Source organism: Lichenicoccus sp., from assembly GCF_965277665.1.
Taxonomy (GTDB): Bacteria; Pseudomonadota; Alphaproteobacteria; order Acetobacterales; family Acetobacteraceae; genus Lichenicoccus.
Window position 1 is genome coordinate 3,140,544 of sequence record NZ_OZ255835.1, and the last position, 17,613, is coordinate 3,158,156.

Here is a 17,613-nt window from a genome sequence, read left to right on the forward strand (position 1 = left end):
GCGCTTCGCCGCCCTTCAACGCTGCCAGGTCATGACATCGAACGGCGGAACAGCGACGGCGGTGCGGCCGCCGGCCTGGTTGGGCGGCTCCACCCGCAGCACTGCCTGCCGGGCCGCCCGCGCCCCATCCGGTCCGGTCGCCACCGCGCTCACCAGCACGACCGTCTCGTCGGCCTCGGCGTTGGTCAGCGCCGGCGCCGCGCCGGTCGCAAGTTCGATGGCTCGCAGCACCACCGGATCGGCAGCATTCGGATCGGGGTCGGTGTCGCGATACAGCGAGAGATGCGGCACCATGCAGGCCAGCAGGTTCGGGGTTACTCCCAGCACCAGCCCGATCTCGGCCAGGCTCTCGAACGCGGCTCCCGGAGGGCCGTAATCGCGGCCGGCCTGCCGGTATGCCGCCGGCCCGAAATCCGTCTGCGCACCGGGATAGCGCCAGGCCACCATCGCGGACGCCGCCTGCACCGCGGCACCGCTTTCCGCGCCGCAGGCGCGCAGCAACCCGGCCAGCAGTTCGACCGATGCAATGCTCGGGTTGATCAGGCCGGCCTGGTTGTCGAGGCGCACCCGGATGCCGGCGCCGTCCTGCCGCAGATCGTGCACCGCGCCGTTCGCCGGCCAGTGCGCGGTGCCGCCGGCGACCAGATGGTAGCCGGCTTCCTGCACCGCGCCATCGGCCGCCGCCTGCAGCGCCGCGGCATTCCTCAGGTTGCCCGCGAGACGCACTGCCTGTCGCCCCGAGCCGGCGATCTGGCTGATCAGCAGCGACAGCAGCGCCAGCGTCCACAACACGATCAGCAGCGCAAAGCCCGCCTCGCGGGCCTGCCAAGTGCCATTCGGGCGCAGAGGCGTTTTCAAACCGCCTCTCTCAGTGTTCGAGGTTCAGGCTGCGCTTGAGCCGCTGATTCGGATCGGCGCTGCCGTTCGCCGCCGCGGAGTCGTCCGGCACCGCCGCGGCGCCGCTGAGATGCTCGCGCAAATCCTCGGTCAGGGCCTGCGCGTCGTGCTGGTCGCGCACCACATGCGGCGTGATCAGCACCAGCAGCTCCTCGCGCATGCGGGTGTTGGTCTGCGTACCGCCCAGCAGCCCGAGCAGCGGGATGTCCTTCAGCCACGGAATGCCGCTGCTAGCGCGGTTGGTGTTGTCGCGGATCAGGCCGGCGATGCCGACCGTCTGGCCGTCCGCCACCACCACCCGCGAATTGACGTTCTGGGTGTTGAAGGTCGGCGAGTTGACGCCCACGGTGGTGACGCCGGTCGCCACCGTGCTCACCTCCTGGCTGACATCGAGCGTCACCATGCCGCCGGTGTTGATGCGCGGCGTCACCTCCAGGATCACGCCGATCGGCTGGTACTGGATCTGGCTCACGATGGACGCCGTGCTGGTCAGCGTGCTCTGCGCGGTGCCGCTCTGGTACGGCACCAGCGAACCGACCTGCAGGCGCGCCGGCTGGTTGTCCACCACCATGAGCTCGGGCGAGGACAGCACATGCACCTTGGTGACCGCTTGCAGCGCCGAGATCGCCAGCGGGCCGCCGCCGGCGCCGAGACCACCGATCACCAGGCCGGGCAGGGTGGCGCCGAGGCCCGCGGTGGACACCGTGTTGGCAATTGTACCTGTGACGGACGTGCTGGCGTTGCTGAGCACGCCGTTGATGCCGCCCGACTTGAAGAAGAACTGGGTGCCGTATTGCAGGTTGTCGTTGAGGTCGACCTCGGCGACGATGGCGTCGATCCGTACCTGCAACGGGACGATGTCGATCCGTCGCAGCATCTGGCTGACCGCATCGGTTTCGTGTTCGGTTCCGTACACCAGCACCGCATTGTTCTGCGTGTTCGCGATGATGCGCATGGTGTTGTCGGCGGAGGCGCCGTTGCCGCCGGCATTGTCCAGCCCTCCCAGCAGCGGGTTGGCGGACGCCCCGCCACCGCTCGGGGGCGTCGGGCTGCCGGTCGAGCCGGCGCTGCTGCCGCCGCCGGAGCTCGAGCCGGTACTGCTGCCGATGCCGCCGATGCTGCCGCCGCCGATGCCGCCGCCGCTGCCGCTGAGCGAGTTGCCGCCGCCGAGCGAGCTGCCGGTGCCCAGCGTGCTGCCGCTGCCGGACTGCTGGCCGCTGAGTGCCCCGCCCTGCGGCAGCTGCCTTGGCGGGCTCGGCTGCACCGTCACGTTGTTCGGGGTGAAGGCCTGCTGCAGCAGGTTGGCGGTGTCGTCGGCGTGGCTGTTCTGCAGGTAGTACACGTGCCAGGCGCGGATCGTGTTGCGCCGGCTGCGCTCGATCAGCGCGAACAGGCGGCGCGCCGCCGTGATGTACGAGGGCTGCGGCGAGGTCACCAGCACCGCATCGACCCGGCTCATCGGGATCACCCGGACGATATCGGCGAGCGTCTTGTTCTGGCCGCGCAGCGCGTCCTGCAGCGAGGACGCCATGTCCTTGGCGGTGCCGCTCTCGACCGGCAGCAGCACGTAGGACTGCCCGGCCAGCGCATCGACGTCGAACGCCGAGACCATGTCGAGCAGCGTGTTGCGCGCCTGCGGGTCGCCCGCGATCAGCAGTGCGTTGCTGCCCGGCACGGCGGTGACCTTGGCGCCCTGGCCGACGAACGGCTGCAGCGCCTTGGCGAGATCCTCCGCATTGGCATAGTGCAGCTGCACCGCGGAGGCGCCGCCGACCGACGCCCCCTCCGCCAGCGCCATGTTGGCCGAGCTGCCGGCGCCGGCCCCACCGGCGCCCCCGGCGACGCCGACGCTCACGATCCGGTACAGGCCGCCCGACTGCAGCATCTCGGCGCCGACCTGGGCCAGCAGTGCCTGCATCGTCGGCAGCAGCTGGCGCGTGGTGAGCGGGGTCGCGGTATGCAGGGTCACGGTGCCCTTCACTGCGGGATCGATCGTGTAGTTGACCTTCAGCAGCGTGCCGAGGATCTGCGACGCCGCGTCGCGGATGTCGGTATCGGCGAAATCCAGCGTGATGGTGCCGCGCTCGTCGATGCGGGCGTTCGGCGCGCCTTGCGCGCTGCCGGCGCCCCCCGGGCTGCGGCCATAGCTGTACAGCGCCGGTCCCACCGCGGTCGGCGCTCCGAGGCCGCCATCGATGCGAGGCTCGACCCGCGGATACGATCGGCTGGGGGCGGGCAGCGGCCCGATCACCGGCTGGTCCGGCGGACTGCACCCGGCCAGCGCCACCAGCAGGCTGGTGGCGAGCAGCAGGGACCGCCCTGAGGCGGAAGGGCCGGTCAGGCGGCCAGGCGGCAGAGACATCGGCACAGACATGTCGCTCATTTATCGGCGGGAGGGATTCGTAGCGGCGGGCAGCCCGACGCCGGGCGGCGGGCTGCTGCCGGCGGGAGCCGCGACCTGCGGCCTGAACGGTCCGGGCATCGCGCCCCCACGCGCGGGCGCACCGGCCGGCAGCGCCCCGCCGCCGGGGCGCAGGCGCGCGCGCAGCATGTCCAGGATGGAAGTCCCCGGCGGCGGCGGCGTCCGCTGGCCTGGGGTTCCGGCAGCCTGGGTCGGCGGCCCGTTATTGTCGTAATGCGGCAGCATGTGCTGCTTGCCGTTCGGGCCGGTCACATCGATCCCGTCGGCGGTGATCGCGCGGATCAGGTAGGGTCCGACCTGGGCGCCGACACCGGCGAGGATCGCGCGGGCGTCGCCGGCGCCGGCAAAGATTGCGTGGTCGCCGGCCGGTCCGACGATGATGCCGGCCAGGCGCGGCGGCGCCGTGGCGGCGGCCGCGGCGGCGGCGCTCGGTCGGCGCGACGGGCTGAACAGCGGCCGCTCCAGGATCGTGCGGCTCCACGCCTCCTGCAAGGCCCCACCCTGGGTGCCCGACGGCAGCGCCGGCGGCGTCTGGCGGCCGGCTGCGGGCTGCCGGCTGGATATGGCTGTCGATCGCACCTGCTCTCCGGCTGCCGGGCCCAGCAGTTCCACGGCGATTGCTCCCACGAGCAGGGCAGCGAGCGCAACCAGCGCAACAAAACGGTACCGCAGCATCGCGCCTACCCGCCCTGGTCGTCCGCACCGGCGCCTGCGGGCGCCCTTGCATCCGGCGGCGCCTCGCCCTGGTCCGGGTGCCTGAATCCCAGCACGGTGAAGGCGACGTTCAGCGGTGCCGACTCCGGCTGGCCGAGGATGCGGGCGCCGTGCATCTGCAGGTCATCGACGAGCAGGCTCGGCTGGGCGCTGTCGATCGCGGCAAGCAGATGCACGACCACCGGGAACGGCGCATCGAGCGAGATCCGCACCCCGACCCGCCGGTAGGCGCCATCCGGCGCACCGGCCAGCGTCTCGGTCGAGGACAGGCTGACGCCGAGTGCCGTCGCCAGCGCGGCCACCTTCTCCTGGATCGCGGCCCCGGCCACCGCATCGCTGCTGCCCTCGATCAAAGCGTGGGCGCCGGGATCGCCGGCATGCGCCGCGTCGCGCACCTGCTGGCGCAGCGCCGGCAGCCGTTGCACCAGCAGCGCCATCCGCGTCGCCAGCGCCTCGCGTTGCGCGAGCCCGTCCTGCCGGTCGGCATACCAGCCGAGCAGCGGGCCTGCTGCCGCCCACCAGAGCAATGCCGCCGCCAGCAGCGTGAGCAGCAGCGCCAGGATGCGGCCGCGCTGGCCGCCCGGCAGAGGCAAAGGGAGGGCCAGCGCCATCAGCGGGCGGCGACGCGGGCGCGGATCGAGAACAGGTCGGTGTTGCTCGCCTCGATGCGGGTGACCGGCGCCGAGAAGGCGGGTGCCGCAAAGGCCGGATCGGCGCTCAGCGCCGGGATCAGCCGCACCGCGCTGGCCGACTGGCCGGTCACGGTCATGCTGCCGGTGCGCAGCGTCAGGTCGCTCAGATAGGTGTCGTCCGGCAGCACCCGTGTCAGCGCCGCCATCAGGCGCAGCGGGTCGCCGAGCCGGCGGCGCGCTTGCGCGATGGCGTCGGCCCCGGCGCTGCCGGCCAGCAGGGTCCGCCGCAACGCCTGCACCTGCGCCACCTGGGGCTGCAACGCGGCGATGCGGTGCTCGGTGCGGCCGGCGGCGATCGACTGCAGGATGAAGGGCAGCACGATCGCGACCAGCGCCAGGGCGGCGCAGGCACCGGCCGCCACGCGGAGCTTCAGGCGCTCGACGCTCCCCTGGCGCACGTCGTGCGCCAGCGCGATCCGCAGCGGCGGCGCACCGGGGCCACCCGTGCCTTCGACTCCCCCGGCCTCGATCGCCGCTGGCCGCAGGCCGGCCTCGGCCAGCAGCGCCAGCGGTGCCGCGAGCCAGGCCCGCGGCACCAGGTTGAGCCGCAGATCGAGCCGCCCGACCGCACGGTTGCGGCGCACGATCGCCGCCGCCCAGAACACGTCGGCCGCCGAGAACGGCGTCAGGCGGTCCATCTCGTAGCCGAGCACGCGCTCGTATTCGGCCTCCGCGGCCAGCGGCAGCGAGACGTCGCGAACCAGGACGGTCGCCTCCGGCAGGCGCAGCAACAGGATCGCGCCGGGATGCTCGGACCGCAGCCGCCGCAACGTCGCATCGCCCGGCTCATGCACGCCAAGCAGCGTTTCCTGCCCGTTGCGACGCAGGCTGATCGCGAGATTGCCGGATGGACCCGGGGTGGCCAGCAGGGCGTTGACGTCCGCCGGGTCCGCCGGCCAGAAGCGCGCGGGGATCAGGCCGCGCATCTGCTGCGCCCACCAGGACAGGACTTCCGAGATCATCCGGCCCACGATCTAGCAAAAGACCCGGCAAACACAAAGTCGCCGGCCTGTTGTCATCAAGGCGTCACGGCGACGCATGGACAGCGGCGCCGGCGCCGGGCCAGCATGGCCGCAAGGCGATGGACCAGCGCATGACCGAACCCTTCGAGCTGTTGAGCATCGGTGAGCCGCTGCTGGAGTATAACTCGTCTGCGCCGCCGGGAAGCGGCCAGCGGGAACGCTTCACTCCGCATTTCGGTGGCGACACCTCGACCGTGGCGATCGCCGCCGCGCGCCAGGGTGCGCGCGCCGCCTACATCAGCGCGGTCGGCGCGGACAGCGCCGGGGATGCCCTGATGGCGCTCTGGCAGCGCGAAGGCGTCGGCACCGGGTTCGTGCGCCGGAGCAGCGCCCAGCCGACCGGCATCTACTTCGTCAGCCACGACGAAGCGGGGCACCATTTCAGCTACTACCGGAGCGGCTCGGCGGCGAGCGCCTACGGCACGGCCGAGTTGCCGCGGGCGGCGATCGGCGTGGCGCGCGTGCTGCACGCCTCGGGGATCAGCCTCGGCATCTCGAACAGTGCCGCCGACGCCGTGCTGGAGGCCATCGACGTCGCCCGCGCCGGCGGCGCGCAGGTCTCCTTCGACACCAACTACCGGCCCAGGCTGTGGCCGCCCCGGCGCGCCGCCGGCGTGATCCACGAAGCCGTGCGCGGCGCCGACATCGCCTTCCCCGGCCTCGACGATGCCGCCGCCCTCACCGGCCTCGCCGATCCGGACGCGGTGGCCGACTTCTATCTCCGGCTCGGGCCACGGCTGGTGGTGCTGAAGATGGGGTCGCAAGGCGCGCTGCTGGCGACGCCGGACCACCGGCTGCGGGTCGCGCCGCATGCCTGTTCCCCGGTGGACGCCACCGGCGCCGGCGACGTGTTCTGCGGCAGCTTCCTTGCCCGGTGCATCGCCGGCGATCCGCCGGAGGCTGCCGTGCGTTATGCCGGGTGCGCCGCCGCCCTCTCGACCATGGGCTTCGGCGCCGTCGGCCCGATCCCCCGCGCCGACGCGGTGTGGGCGGCCCTCGCCCCCGCCTGACCCCACCGCCTGACCCATCCCTGCAGGATAAGCACCATGCCGCATCCGGCCTTTACCGCCTCGCGCGTCGCCGTCATCACCGGAGGGGCTTCCGGCATCGGGCTTGCCGCCGCCCGACGCTGCGCCGGCGTTGGGATGAAGCTATGCCTGGTCGATCTGGAACCGGCCCGGCTGCAGGCGGCGGCGGCCGAGCTGCAGGGGGCCGCGGACATCCTGACGATTGCCGCCGACATCGGCCGCCTGGACGAAATCGTGCGGGTGCGCGACGCCGTGCTGGACCGGTTCGGCGCACCCGACGTGCTGATGAACAATGCCGGCATCCAGCCCGCCAGCACCGCGCTCGGCAGTTCCAAGAGTGGAAGCGATTCAGCCTGGGCGCGCATCATCGACGTCAACATGTGGGGCGTGGTGCATGGCGCGCAGTGTTTCGTGCCGGCGATGATCGAGCATGGCCGCCCGGCGCTGGTGATCAATACTGGCTCCAAGCAGGGCATCACCACGCCGCCGGGCAATGCCGCCTACAACGTGTCCAAGGCCGCGGTGAAGGTGTTCACCGAGACGCTGCAGCACGAGCTGCGCAACATCCCGGATTGCCGCGTGAGTGCGCACCTGCTGATCCCGGGCTTCGTCTTCACCGGCCTGACCGCCAACGGCCGCACCGAAAAGCCGGCGGCGGCCTGGACGCCGGAGCAGACCGTCGATTTCATGCTGGCCGCGATCGAGGCCGGCGATTTCTACATCCTCTGCCCGGATAACGACGTCGACCGGCCGACCGACGAGCGACGCATGCTCTGGGCGATGGGCGACATCGTGCAGAACCGGCCGCCCTTGTCGCGCTGGCATCCGGCGCACGCCGACGCGTTCGACAGCTTCCTGCAGATGGGCAAATCCGAGACCCCGTGAGCGAGTTTGAAATCCATTACGTTAAGAATCGGGGTCTGGGGCCTGCGGCCCCAGCGGGTCCAGGGCAGCGCCCTGGCCTGCTGAAGCGCCACCGAAGCTGGGCGCCGCGCGCGCGAACGGCCACTCGATGACGTCGCCCGCATAGAGCGCCCACCAGACCAGGACCGGCTGCAGCGCCAGCCGGGGGGCGTGATACCACCAGCCGAGTTGCATCTGCCCGGCGGGCAACCCGTACAGCGCGTGCTTGATGTTGGCCGGATAGACGCAGATCGCATAGAGCGCCAATGCAACGCCGGCCGCCCGGCGCAGACGGGTGTTGAGCGCGATCGCACCGGCGATCTCGCACAGCCCGGTCGCGATGATCACCAGGTGCCGGAACGGCACCCAGTCCGGTGTGATCATCAGGAAGGTGCCCGGTATGGACAGGTGGAAGAGCCCGGCTGCGAGGTAGATGGCCGCGAGCGGCCAGCGTGCGATGGCGTGTCGTCGTGCAAAAACCGGTCCCGGAGGTGCTTGGCTGGGCAGCGCCATCACTGGTGTATCAAGATTGGCGCATCAGCGCCCGCACATGCGCGGCACTCGAGGCGGCGAGGGCCGCGAGGTCGTAGCCGCCTTCCAGCAGCGAGACGACACGGCCGCCGCAGTGCCGGTCCGCCAGTGCGACAAGCGCCTCGGTGATCCAGCGGAAATCGTCCACCTCCAGCGTCAGTTGCGCCAGCGGATCGGCGCGATGCGCATCGAACCCCGCAGAGATGATCAGCAACCCGGGGGCGAAGGCGTCGAGGGCGGGCAGGATCGTCTCGCTCCAGCCCTGCCGGAACGCCTTCGAACCACTCCCGGGCGGCAGCGGCAGGTTCACCACGTTGTTCGCCGCGCCGCGCTCGCTGGCGGCCCCGGTGCCGGGGTAGCAGGGCGACTGGTGCGAGCTGGCGAAGAACAGCCCCGGATCATGCTGCAGGATCGCCTGCGTGCCGTTGCCGTGATGCACGTCGAAATCCGCCACCGCGATACGCTGCAGGCCCCATCGCGTCCTGGCATGCAAGGCGGCGATCGCGGCGCTGCTGAACAGGCAGAACCCCATCGCGCGCGCGGCCTCCGCGTGATGCCCCGGCGGCCGCACCGCGGCGAAGGCGGCCTCGCAGCGCCCCTGCATGACCGCGTCCACCGCAGCGCAGGCAGCACCCGCCGCGCGCAGCGCCGCGTCGATGCTTCCGGCACTGACCAGCGTATCCTCGTCCAGCCGCGCCAGCGCGGGCGCCGGCGGCCGCGTCGCCAGCAGACGCCTGACATGGGCGGCGGGATGGGCGAGAGCGAGTTGTGCGTTGGTTGCCAGCGGCGCGTCTTCTCGCCGGAGCGTGGCGAAGTCCGGGTGCTCAAGCGCCCGCCAGACCGCGCGCAGTCGGTCGGGGGATTCCGGATGGCCCGGGCCGGTCTCGTGTCCGAGGCAGTCGGAGTGGGTGAACAGTCCGACCGGCATCAGGCCGCGATCGGCCGGTCATGCACCGTCGAACAGAACGGAACCACATACGGTCCCTCGGGGATGAAGGCCACGTGCGGATCGCCGTGGCGGAGGATGCTGGCCTCGATGGCCGTCGCGACGTCATCGATCAGCTCGACCCCGGTGATGCGCCGCTCCTGGGCATCGAGGCCGGTGGTATACAGCGCCACGCGCCCGAGCCGCATCGGCTTGAGCTGCATCTCGGTCTGCCACTCGTCGATCTCGGCCAGCGACTTGGCCGTCAGTGTCGCGAGGAACCGCTCCATGCCCAGCTCGACCAGCCGCTCCTGCGCATGCCGGAACTCCTGCGAGCCGAAGCCTTCCGAACATTCCGAGACCATGATCAGCGTGCCGCCGGGTGCGAGGATATCGAGCGGCGTCACCATGCCCTTGACGGTCTGGTAGTAGGTCTTGTCGAGCGGATAGCCGGCCGAGGACGTCACCACGGTGTGATACCGGCGCGGGGCGGGCACCCTGGTCGCATCGGTCGCGAACGCTACCGCGGCCAGGTGGCTCGCGATGATCTCGCCGAAGGTGACGCAGGCGAGAGCCCGGTCCTCGTCGAGCACGGTGTTCAGTGCATAGATCTCGCCGATTCGCTGCACGATCTCGAGCTGCTCCTCGTGCAGCGGGTTGCCGACCAGGTTGCACTGGATCGCCAGCGGGTCCTCCATGAACCGCGCCGAATGGAAGGTGCGTATGGTGGTGTGGTGGGCGATGCCCGGTGCCACCACCTTGCGACCACCGGACCACCCGGCCATGAAGTGCGGCTCGACCAGGCCGGTGGCGATGCGCAGATCGGCGTCGACAAAGCGTCGGTCGATGCCGATCGGGGTACGGCGGCCTTCCGTCACGCCGAGATCGACATGCGCCGCATCGTCGCGGGCGAAATGGTTCTCCACACGGACATTGGCGAGCACCCAGTCACAGCCAACAAGCTCGCGCAGTTCGTCACCCTCGTTCGGCCGGTGCAGGCCGGTGGCGACCAGCACGGTGATCGCCGCGCGCGGGATGCCGCCCGCGATCATGGTCTCGATCATCGGCCGCAGGAACAGATGGTTCGGCACCGGCCGGGTGATGTCGCAGATCAGGATGCAGGCGCTGAGCCGTCCGCGCGCGAGCTCATGCAGAGGCGGGCTGCCGACCGGGGCGGCGAAGGCCTGGCGAACCGCGGCGGCGGCGTCCGCAAGCCTGGGAAGCGGATGCTTGCGTATGACGGTCGCGCGCGCGCCGTCCGGCACGGCAACCTGCAGATGTCCGCGCCCGAACGACAGTCCGACCTGCTGCATGATGTGAACCCCGTACTCTACTGGATTATGGTGGTGTCGAGGTCGATCAGCTCGATCCTGTAGCCGTCGGGGTCCTCGATGAAGTCGTGGCACTCATGAGACGTCTCTGCGGATTGATCTTGCCGAGTTGTATGATAACAAGACGAAGCTGGATGTCCAGCGACGGAAGACTGCATAGCCGGGCGGCACAGCACAGGACGATACACATGGCACAAGGCAAGGTCGGTTTCATCGGCGTCGGGCTGATGGGACACGGAATGGCGAAGAACATCGTCGAGAAGGGGTTCGACCTGGTCGTGCTGCGCCACCGTAAGGCGGCAGCGGTCGAGGACCTCAAGACCCGTGGCGCCACAGAGGCCACCTCGCCGCGCGCGATGGCGGAGGTGTGCGACCGCATCGTGCTGTGCGTGACCGGCACCCCGCAGGTCGAGGCGCTGGTGCTCGGGCCGGACGGGCTCGCCTCGGCGGGACGTCCGCTGCTGCTGATCGACTGCTCGACCTCGGAGCCGGAGAGCACACGGCAACTCGCGCACAAGCTCGCGGCGCAATCCATCCGGATCGTGGACGCGCCGCTGTCGCGCAGCCCGCGCGAGGCCTGGGAGGGCACCCTCGACGTCATGGCCGGCGGCGCTGCCGCCGATCTCGCCGAGGCCCGCCCGCTGCTGGACTGCTTCGCGCGCCGCGTGGTCGAGACCGGCGAGGTCGGCACCGGCCACACGCTCAAGCTGCTCAACAACTCGGTCTCGCTCGGCTATGCCGCGATCTATGCCGAAGCGCTGATGCTCGGCGCCAAGTCCGGCATCACGCCCCAGATCATCCACAAGGTGCTGGCCGGCGGACGCATGGACTGCCCGTTCTTCCAGACCTTCTTCGAGCATGTGGTCGGCGGCAACCACGAGGCGCATCGCTTCACCATGCGCAACGCGCTGAAAGACATGACCTACATGGCCAACGTCGCCGGCGCGGTGTCCGCCGCGAACCCGGTGGGCAGCGCGGTGCGCAACGCGCTGGCGCTGGCGGTCGGGCTCGGCGACGGCGAGCGCTACCTGCCGCATCTCGCGGCCTCGATCGCGCAGGCGAACGGGGTGACGCTGCCGGGCGCCTGACGGTCGGGCGGGCAGCCGGCATGCAGCAAGGGGCCGCCGCATGATCCGGCTGCCGGTCGGGGTGCTGGCGGTGGCGCTGCTCGTCATCGTGCTGCAGGACGCCTTCGAGGTCATGCTGCTGCCGCGCCGGGTGTATCGGCGCTTCCGCCTGATGCGGTATTATTTCGCCGCCGGCTGGGCGGTCTGGGCGGCCGTCGGGCTGCGCCTCGCCGCCGGGCCACGCCGCGAGCACTTCCTCAGCGTGTTCGGGGCGCTGTCGATGGTGATGCTGTTCGCGCTCTGGTCGGGAGCCCTGATCGCCGGCTTCGGCATGGTGGAGTGGGTGCTGCAGACGCAGGCCGGCTCGGCCCGCTCGCCGTTGTCCGAACAGCTCTACATGAGCGGGGTCACCTTCTTCACCCTGGGCTACGGCGACGTGGTGCCGCACAGCGCCGCGGCGCGCGCCCTGAGCGTGGTCGAGGCTGGCAGCGGCATCGGCTTCATCGCCGTGGTGATCGGCTACCTGCCGGTGCTGTACCAGCTCTTCTCCCGGCGCGAGGCGCACGTGATCCAGCTCGACGGGCGCGCGGGCTCGCCGCCGACCGCCGGCACCATGCTGACGCGGCACGCCGAGGGACGCGGGCTGGACAAGCTCGACGACCTGCTGCGCGAGTGGGAGGTCTGGGCGTCCGAGCTGCTGGAGAGCCATCTCTCCTACCCGATGCTGGTCTATTACCGGTCGCAGCACGACAACCAGTCCTGGCTCGCCGCGCTGGCGGCGGTGATGGACACCTGCGCGCTGATCCTGGTTGGCCTCGACGACCTGCCCCCGCTGCAGGCGCGCATGACCTTCACCATGGCGCGCCAGGTGGTGGTCGAGATGGCACGCACGCTCGCCGTCACGCCGACCCCGACCCGGGGGTTCGACCGGCTGCCCCCCGAGGATCTCGCCCGGCTGGAGGCGCTGCTCGTCGGCAGCGGGCTGAAATGGACCAGCGACGCCCAGGGTGCGAGGACGCTCGTGGCCCTGCGCGCGACCTACGAACCGCTGCTCGCGGGACTGGCGACCATCCTGCTGCTGCCGCTGCCCGGCTGGGTGGCGGCGGACGATGCGGCCGATCACTGGCAGGACGGCCATCGCGGTCAGATCGCGAGCCGGCTGATCAAGCAACTCACCGACCGCAATGACATCCCGGGCGGCACGCGCGGCCGCCTCTGGCGCCGGCCGCCCTGATCGGCAGCCCGCGCCCACGGCTCGACAGGCCGGCTCGCACGATCGCTCTTGTGGGCAGCCGCAGGACCGCATACCGTCGTCGGATCGAGGGGTTGTCATACGACTAGCTCGCTTCGACTGGGCAGCCGGAACACCGGCGCCGTGGGCAGGAACAACGATCCGGGAGATCTCCATGCGGGATGATGGTGCCAAGGGGCGTGGCTGCAGGATCGGGCGGCGGCAGCTGCTCGCCGGAGCGGGGGCAGGCCTGCTCTGCCTCCCCTGGACGCGACGCGGATCGGCCGCCTCGCCGCCGACGCTGGTCACGTCGATCCGGTCATTGTCCAATCCCTATCACGCGGTCTGGAAACAGGGCGCGGACGCCTTCGCCAAGTCGGTCGGCCTGCAGCACACGGTGCTGGTCTCCGAGGGCAACAGCGAGAAGGGCATTTCCGACATACGCGCCATGCTGGCCCGCACCGGCGGCAACATGATCCTCAATTCGGACCCGAACGACACGCCGGATGCGCGGCCGATCGTCGAGGCCTGCGCCAAGGCCGGCGCCTATGTGGTGACGCAGTGGAACAAGCCGGCCGACCTGCTGCCGGAGAATTTCAACCCGTATTACGTCAGCTATATCGGCTTCGATGGCGTCGCCAGCGGGCGCACCATCGCCGAGCATCTGTTCAAGGCCATTGGCGGGTCGGGCGGCATCATCGGCATCGGCGGCCTGATCTCCAACACTGCCGCGATCGAGCGCAAGCTCGGGCTGCAGCAGGCGCTCGCGGCGAACCCGAACATCAAGCTGCTCGACTTCCAGGTCGCCGACTGGAAGGCGACCAACGCCTACACCATCACCAACGGGCTGCTGACCCGCTTCGGCGACGACATCAAGGGCATCTGGGCCGCCAACGACGACATGGCGACCGGCGTGCTCGAGGCGCTGCGCGCGGCGGGCTCGGCCGGCAAGGTGCCGGTGGTCGGCATCGACGCGATCAAGACCGGTCTCGATGCGGTGAAAAGCGGCGAGTTCGCCTGCACCATGAGTTCCAACCCGTTCTGGCAGGGCGGCATGGGGCTGTCGATCGGCTACCACGCGGCCACGCACGCCATCGACGTGGCCCGCGAGCCGCCGCTGCATCGGCAGTTCTACGGCAAGACCACGCTGATCACCCGCGACAATGTCGACGAATACGTCGCGACAAACGTGAAGTCGCATCCGGCGCTGCACTACAACGACCTGTGGGGCAACATCGCCGGCCCGTTGCGCGGCAACCAGGCAGCGCCGGCGCGCGCGGGATGATCGAAGGCCAGGGGCTTTGCCCCTGGACCCCATCAAAGGCAAGCCTTTGAAACCCATTACTTTTAGAATCGGGGTCTGGGGCCTGCGGCCCCAGCGGGTCCAGGGCAGCGCCCTGGCCTGGCTAAAACGCTATAGAAGCTGGGCGCCCCTCCTCGTCCTGCTGGTGCTCGGCATCGGGCTCGCGTTCGCCAACCCGCGCTTCATCACGCCGCGCAACCTCGTGCGCATTGCCAGCACCGCGTCGGTGCCGCTGATGATCGGCATCGGCGAGACGTTCATCATCCTGCTCGGCAGCATCGATCTCTCCGTCGAGGGCATGGTGGCGATCTCGGCGATGGTGGTGGTGCTGCTCGGCGCCAATGACGCCAATGCGCAGGATCTCGGCTGGCTGGCGCCGCTGGCCGCGATCGCGCTCACCATGCTGGCCGGGCTCGCCTCCGGACTGGTGCAGACGCTGCTGCGCATCCCGTCCTTCATGGCGACGCTTGGCATGTGGTTCATCTGCCTCGGGGCTGCGACCTGGCTGCTCGGCGGCTCGGCGGTGCGGCTGACCGACATGCAGTTGCGCGGGCTGGCGCTGGACCGTTTCGCAGGGGTGCCGTTCTCGGTCTGGATCGCGATCGCGGCCCTGCTGCTCGGAGCCTTCATCCAGTATCGCACCCGGCTCGGGCGGCACATCGTGGCGGTCGGCGGGGCCGAGGAGATTGCCGAACTGTCCGGCATCGCCGTGCGCCGGGTGCGCATTCTCGCCTTCACCCTCGCGGGGTTCTTCTATGCGCTTGGCGGGATCATCGCGGCGGCCCAGCTCGGGCAGTCGAACGCGGTGATCGGCGACGGCAGGCTGTTCGCCACGGTGACCGCGGTGGTGGTCGGGGGGACCGCGCTGACTGGTGGCGAGGGCGGCGTGGTCAACACGCTGATCGGCGTGCTGATCGTGACCGTGCTCGGCAACGGCATGATCCTGCTCGGCATCTCGCCCTACGTGCAGGAGACCGTGCAGGGGCTGATGATCATCGCCGCCGTCGCGCTCACGCTCGACCGCAAGATATTGCGGATCGTCAAATGAGCCTGCTCACGGCGCGCAACCTGTCGAAATCCTACGGTGCGCTGCAGGTGCTGCACGATGTCTCGCTCGACGTGCGCGCCGGCGAGGTGCTGGGGCTGATCGGCGAGAACGGCGCCGGCAAGTCGACGCTGATGCGCATATTGTCCGGCACGGTGCGGCCGAGCGCCGGCACACTGACGCTCGACGGCGCGCCGTTGCGTCTGTCGGGCACGCAGGATGCCGCGGCGCACGGCATCGGCATGGTGTTCCAGGAGCAGTCGCTGCTGCTCAACATGAGCGTCGCGGAGAACATCTTCATCGGCCAGGAAGCCCGCTTCATGCGCTTCGGCGCCATCATGCCGCGACGCATGCAGCAGGCGGCGCGGGCGCAGCTCGCCAAGATCGGTGTCGAGATCGACGTCGCCGCGCGCACGTCGGAGCTGAGCTTCGCGCAGCGCCAGATGGTGGAGCTGGCGAAGGCGCTGACGCTGGAGGACACCACGCACCGGCAGCTGTTGATCCTGCTGGACGAGCCGACCTCGGTGCTGAACCAGGCCGAGGTGGAACTGCTGTTCTCGCGCGTCCGCGCCTTGCGGGCGCGCGCCAGCTTCGTGTTCGTGTCGCACCGGCTCGACGAGGTGCTGCGGCTGAGTGACCGCATCACGGTGATGAAGGACGGAAGGGTCGTCGGCGAGCATGCGGCCGGCGCGGTCGCGGTCGCCGACCTGCACCAGGCGATGGTCGGGCGCAGCCTGCAGACCGAATACTACAAGGAGCCGCTGCAGCGTCCGCCGGGCGATCGTATTGTGCTGCAGGCGCGCGGACTCGGCGCCGAGGGCCTGTTCCATGATGTCGATCTCGCGCTGCACGAAAGCGAGGTGCTCGGCATCGCCGGCGTGCTCGGCTCCGGCCGCGAGGAGGTGACGCGCTGCCTCGGCGGCTTCGTGCGCGCCGGCTCGGGGACCATCGAGATGGGGGGCCAGGAGGTGCGGCTGCGCACGCCGAAGGAGGCGGTCCGGCGCGGCATCGGCACCATTCCACGCGAGCGCCGCATCGAGGGGCTGGTGATGTTCCTGTCGATTGCCGCCAATATCAGCCTGACCAGTCTGGACCAGGTCATGCGCGGCGGCCTGCTGATCGACCATGGCCGCGAGCGCAGGCTGGCGCAGCACTGGTTGGAGCGGCTGCGCATCAAGGCGCCGAATGTCGAGGTCGCCTGCCGCAGGCTCAGCGGCGGCAACCAGCAGAAGGTCGTGCTGGCGCGCTGGATGAACGCGGGCAGCCGCATCCTGGTGCTCGACCATCCCACGCGCGGGCTGGATGTCGGCGCCAAGGAGGAGGTGTACAGCCTGATACGCGAACTGTCGGCGAGCGGGGTCGCGATCCTGCTGATCTCGGACACGCTGGAGGAGCTGATCGGGCTGTCGCACACCGTGCTGGTGATGCGCGACGGCACCATCACCGGGCGGTTCGCGGCACCTCCGGGCGGCAAGCCGGCGCAGGTTGATCTCGTTAAGCACATGGTCTGAAGGCGGGAGCGGGCACATGCCGGAGCTGATGCAGTTCGTCCGAGACATCCTGCCGCCGGAGCGGTGGCGCGACATCGCGCCGCTGGCGCTGCTGCTGCTGCTGTGCGTCGGCATCCAGGCGGTGGCGCCGGGCTTTGCCACCCGTGGCACGCTGTCGGTGATCCTGGCCGACATGTCGAGCCTGTTCGTGCTGGCCGCCGGCGTCACCTTCGTGATCCTGCTTGGCGGCATCGACCTCTCGATCCAGTCGGTCGCCTCGCTGGGCAGCGTGGTGCTGGCGCAGTCGGTCAATCGTGCCGGACCGGCCGCCTTCCTCGCGGTGCTGGCGACCGGGCTGCTGTTCGGGCTGGCCAGCGGCATCGTGCATGTGCGGCTGCGGGTGCCGTCCTTCATCGCGACGCTCGCCACCGGCGGCGTCGCATCCGGCATCGCGCTGCTGCTGGCGGACGGGCAGACCATCACCATCGGCGAGAGCGGCCGGCGCTACACCGCCTGGCTGAACGGCAGCGCGCTCGGCATGCCGGCGACGTTCCTGCTGGCCATCGGCATCGGCGCGACCGGCTTCGTGGTGCTGCGCTACACCCGTTTCGGGCGCTACAGCCAGGCGGTCGGCGCGGGCGAGCCGGCGGCGGCGGCGGCGGGCATCAATGTCGACCGGGTCAAGATCACGGCGTTCGCGGCGTCCGGGATGCTGGCGGCCATCGCCGGCGCGATCCTCGGCTGCCGGATGTCGAGCGGCTCGCCGGCTCTGGCCAACCAGCAATTGCTGCCGGCGATCGCGGCGGTGATCGTCGGCGGGACCGCGATCACCGGCGGCCTCGGCGGCATGCTGCGCACGGCGATGGGCGCGCTGATCATCGCCGTCGTGCAGCTCGGCATGACCTTCGTCGGCGTCAACATCTTCGCGCAGCAGACGGTATTCGGGCTGATGCTGGTCGGCGCCGTCGCGGTGACCATCGATCGCAGCAAGCTCGCGGTGATCAAGTAGTGC

Annotated in this window: 16 protein-coding genes; 8 read left to right on the forward strand and 8 right to left on the reverse strand. The window is 70.4% G+C overall.

The features are described 5' to 3' along the window. Window positions 1–15 precede the first annotated feature (15 nt). The 5 genes from ACQY4O_RS14615 to ACQY4O_RS14635 all read right to left on the reverse strand — a co-directional run bounded on the left by ACQY4O_RS14615 (window position 16) and on the right by ACQY4O_RS14635 (window position 5,687). Window positions 16–858: a general secretion pathway protein GspK gene (locus ACQY4O_RS14615; RefSeq protein ID WP_428377083.1), complete on the reverse strand. Its 843-nt coding sequence runs from the start codon at window positions 856–858 to the stop codon at window positions 16–18. A gap of 10 nt (window positions 859–868) precedes the next feature. Further along, a complete protein-coding gene (gspD, locus tag ACQY4O_RS14620) occupies window positions 869–3,280 on the reverse strand; it encodes a type II secretion system secretin GspD (protein WP_428377084.1) in 2,412 nt (803 codons plus the stop codon). Beyond that, window positions 3,281–3,931, reverse strand: coding sequence for a hypothetical protein (locus ACQY4O_RS14625; protein WP_428377085.1), 651 nt, complete (start codon window positions 3,929–3,931; stop codon window positions 3,281–3,283). It lies immediately after the preceding gene. A gap of 68 nt (window positions 3,932–3,999) precedes the next feature. Then, window positions 4,000–4,644, reverse strand: coding sequence for a type II secretion system protein GspM (gene gspM / locus ACQY4O_RS14630; RefSeq protein ID WP_428377086.1), 645 nt, complete (start codon window positions 4,642–4,644; stop codon window positions 4,000–4,002). Further along, complete coding sequence (locus ACQY4O_RS14635) at window positions 4,644–5,687, reverse strand: PilN domain-containing protein (RefSeq protein ID WP_428377087.1); 1,044 nt, start codon at window positions 5,685–5,687, stop codon at window positions 4,644–4,646. The genes gspM and ACQY4O_RS14635 overlap by 1 nt, the downstream gene beginning before the upstream one ends. Window positions 5,688–5,818: 131 nt before the next feature. Between ACQY4O_RS14635 and ACQY4O_RS14640 the strand changes: the two genes are divergently transcribed. Next, window positions 5,819–6,757: a sugar kinase gene (locus ACQY4O_RS14640; RefSeq protein WP_428377088.1), complete on the forward strand. Its 939-nt coding sequence runs from the start codon at window positions 5,819–5,821 to the stop codon at window positions 6,755–6,757. A 36-nt stretch (window positions 6,758–6,793) separates the two neighbouring features. Next, the gene (locus ACQY4O_RS14645; RefSeq protein WP_428377089.1) at window positions 6,794–7,660 is read left to right on the forward strand and encodes an SDR family NAD(P)-dependent oxidoreductase; all 867 of its coding nucleotides are present in this window, start codon (window positions 6,794–6,796) and stop codon (window positions 7,658–7,660) included. Window positions 7,661–7,681: 21 nt separating this feature from the next. On the opposite strand, the gene ACQY4O_RS14650 is transcribed toward ACQY4O_RS14645, so the two are convergent. From ACQY4O_RS14650 to larA, 3 genes are read right to left on the reverse strand one after another with little or no spacing between them, the layout of a single operon-like run. Further along, window positions 7,682–8,191, reverse strand: a complete 510-nt coding sequence (locus ACQY4O_RS14650) for a DoxX family protein (RefSeq protein ID WP_428377090.1) — start codon at window positions 8,189–8,191, stop codon at window positions 7,682–7,684. A gap of 10 nt (window positions 8,192–8,201) precedes the next feature. Then, the gene (locus ACQY4O_RS14655; RefSeq protein WP_428377091.1) at window positions 8,202–9,137 is read right to left on the reverse strand and encodes a histone deacetylase family protein; all 936 of its coding nucleotides are present in this window, start codon (window positions 9,135–9,137) and stop codon (window positions 8,202–8,204) included. Further along, on the reverse strand, window positions 9,137–10,447 hold the full coding sequence (gene larA / locus ACQY4O_RS14660) for a nickel-dependent lactate racemase (RefSeq protein WP_428377092.1): 1,311 nt from the start codon (window positions 10,445–10,447) through the stop codon (window positions 9,137–9,139). Before larA ends, ACQY4O_RS14655 begins: the two co-directional genes overlap by 1 nt. Window positions 10,448–10,599: 152 nt before the next feature. On the opposite strand from larA, the gene ACQY4O_RS14665 reads away from it, so the two are divergent. From ACQY4O_RS14665 to ACQY4O_RS14690, 6 genes are all read left to right on the forward strand, one after another. After that, window positions 10,600–11,553, forward strand: a complete 954-nt coding sequence (locus tag ACQY4O_RS14665) for an NAD(P)-dependent oxidoreductase (protein ID WP_428377093.1) — start codon at window positions 10,600–10,602, stop codon at window positions 11,551–11,553. Between the two features lie 40 nt (window positions 11,554–11,593). Further along, window positions 11,594–12,766 carry a potassium channel family protein gene (locus ACQY4O_RS14670; protein ID WP_428377094.1) on the forward strand — a complete coding sequence of 391 codons (1,173 nt, stop codon included), beginning with the start codon at window positions 11,594–11,596 and terminating at the stop codon, window positions 12,764–12,766. Window positions 12,767–12,938: 172 nt separating this feature from the next. Next, window positions 12,939–14,048, forward strand: coding sequence for a sugar ABC transporter substrate-binding protein (locus tag ACQY4O_RS14675; RefSeq protein ID WP_428377095.1), 1,110 nt, complete (start codon window positions 12,939–12,941; stop codon window positions 14,046–14,048). Window positions 14,049–14,211: 163 nt separating this feature from the next. Further along, on the forward strand, window positions 14,212–15,114 hold the full coding sequence (locus ACQY4O_RS14680) for an ABC transporter permease (protein WP_428377096.1): 903 nt from the start codon (window positions 14,212–14,214) through the stop codon (window positions 15,112–15,114). Then, window positions 15,111–16,622 carry a sugar ABC transporter ATP-binding protein gene (locus ACQY4O_RS14685; protein ID WP_428377097.1) on the forward strand — a complete coding sequence of 504 codons (1,512 nt, stop codon included), beginning with the start codon at window positions 15,111–15,113 and terminating at the stop codon, window positions 16,620–16,622. The genes ACQY4O_RS14680 and ACQY4O_RS14685 overlap by 4 nt, the downstream gene beginning before the upstream one ends. Window positions 16,623–16,650: 28 nt before the next feature. After that, complete coding sequence (locus ACQY4O_RS14690; protein WP_428377098.1) at window positions 16,651–17,610, forward strand: ABC transporter permease; 960 nt, start codon at window positions 16,651–16,653, stop codon at window positions 17,608–17,610. Window positions 17,611–17,613: the final 3 nt, after the last annotated feature.